Below are 1336 nucleotides of genomic sequence, written 5' to 3' on the forward strand. Positions count from 1 at the left end.
CTTGAGGCCGAAGGCCGTGCCGCGGTCGTAGAGCAGGTTGAACTCGACATAGCGCCCGCGCCGCACGAGCTGTTCCTCGCGTTCGGCGTCCGTCCAGGTCTCGTTCATGTGGCGGCGGACAAGGGCGGGATAGATGTCGAGAAAGGCGCGGCCGACATCTTGCGTGAAGGCGAAGTCCTTCCCCCAGTCGCCCGAATTCAGGTGATCGTAGAAAATGCCGCCGGTGCCGCGCGGTTCGTTCCGGTGGGGCAGGAAGAAATAATCGTCGCACCATTTCCTGAAGCGCGGATAATAGCCGGCATCGTGTCTGTCGCAGGCGCGCTTCATGGCGGCGTGGAAATCGACCGTATCGGGATGATCGTCCCGTCGCTGCACGTCGAGCACCGGCGTCAGGTCGCCGCCGCCGCCGAACCAGCTCTTCGTCGTCACGACGTGGCGCGTGTTCATGTGCACGGCCGGCACGCGCGGGTTCTGCATATGCGCGATCAGCGAGATGCCCGCCGCCCAGAAGCGCGGGTCTTCCTCCGCGCCCGGCATCTGCTTGCGGAAGTCCTCCGAAAATTCGCCATGCACCGTCGAGATGTGAACGCCGACCTTTTCGAAGAGGCGGCCCTGCATCACCGACATCTCGCCGCCGCCTTCGTCGTGTGCGCCATCGCCGCGCGTCCAGGGCGTACGCGCGAAGCGCCCGGCCGGGCGGTCGGCATAGGTGCCGGTCAGCTCATCTTCCAGTTTCTCGAATTCGGCGCAGATCAGGTCGCGCAGCGCGCGGAACCAGGCCGCGGCGCGGGTCTTGTGGTCCTCGGTCTCGGCACTCGCTTCCATTCTTCTTCTTTTCGCTCTCGGGCTTCGCTGCCGTCCTACTTACCTTCCGGCGGCGGCTTCGCAAAGGCGCCCGTCTGCCTGAGCGCCTCGTCCAGCACCATCGCGGCGGCGAGCGCCACGTTGAGCGAGCGGGCGCCCTCGCGCATCGGCACGGTCAGCCGCGCCGCCGCCGCGTCGTGGATTTCGTCCGGCACACCGGCGCTTTCGCGGCCCAGAAGCAGGATGTCGGCGGGGTCGAAGCGAAAATCTACAAAATTTTTGTGGGATTTGGTGGTCAGCAGAACGAGGCGCGACGGCACGGGCCGCGCGGCGGCGAAATGCGCCCATGAATCGTGCCGCGTCACATCGGCCAGCGCGCCATAATCCAGCGCCGCGCGTTTCAGGTCGCGGTCCGACCAGCGAAAGCCGCAGGGCTCGATAATGTCGACCGGCACGCCGAGACAGGCGCCGAGCCGGATCAGCGTGCCGGCGTTTTGCGGAATGTCGGGTTCGTAAAGCGCAAGGCGCATGA

2 protein-coding genes are annotated in these 1336 nt (G+C 66.1%); both read right to left on the reverse strand.

Annotated features, from left to right (window positions below; all coding sequences use genetic code 11):
- Positions 1-825: oxygen-dependent coproporphyrinogen oxidase (hemF, locus tag WEB61_RS02220; protein ID WP_368062701.1), on the reverse strand; the 825-nt coding region annotated here is incomplete at its 3' end.
- Between the two features lie 35 nt (positions 826-860).
- The gene (locus WEB61_RS02225; protein ID WP_368062702.1) at positions 861-1334 is read right to left on the reverse strand and encodes a tRNA (cytidine(34)-2'-O)-methyltransferase; all 474 of its coding nucleotides are present in this window, start codon (positions 1332-1334) and stop codon (positions 861-863) included.
- Positions 1335-1336: the final 2 nt, after the last annotated feature.

The sequence above is a fragment of the Parvibaculum sp. genome (assembly GCF_040882025.1).
GTDB lineage: Bacteria > Pseudomonadota > Alphaproteobacteria > Parvibaculales > Parvibaculaceae > Parvibaculum.

Coding starts and splice junctions, on each gene's coding strand:
- WEB61_RS02225 (WP_368062702.1), bottom strand. CDS start 1,334: ATGCGCCTTGCGCTTTACGAACCCGACATTCCGCAAAACGCCGGCACG.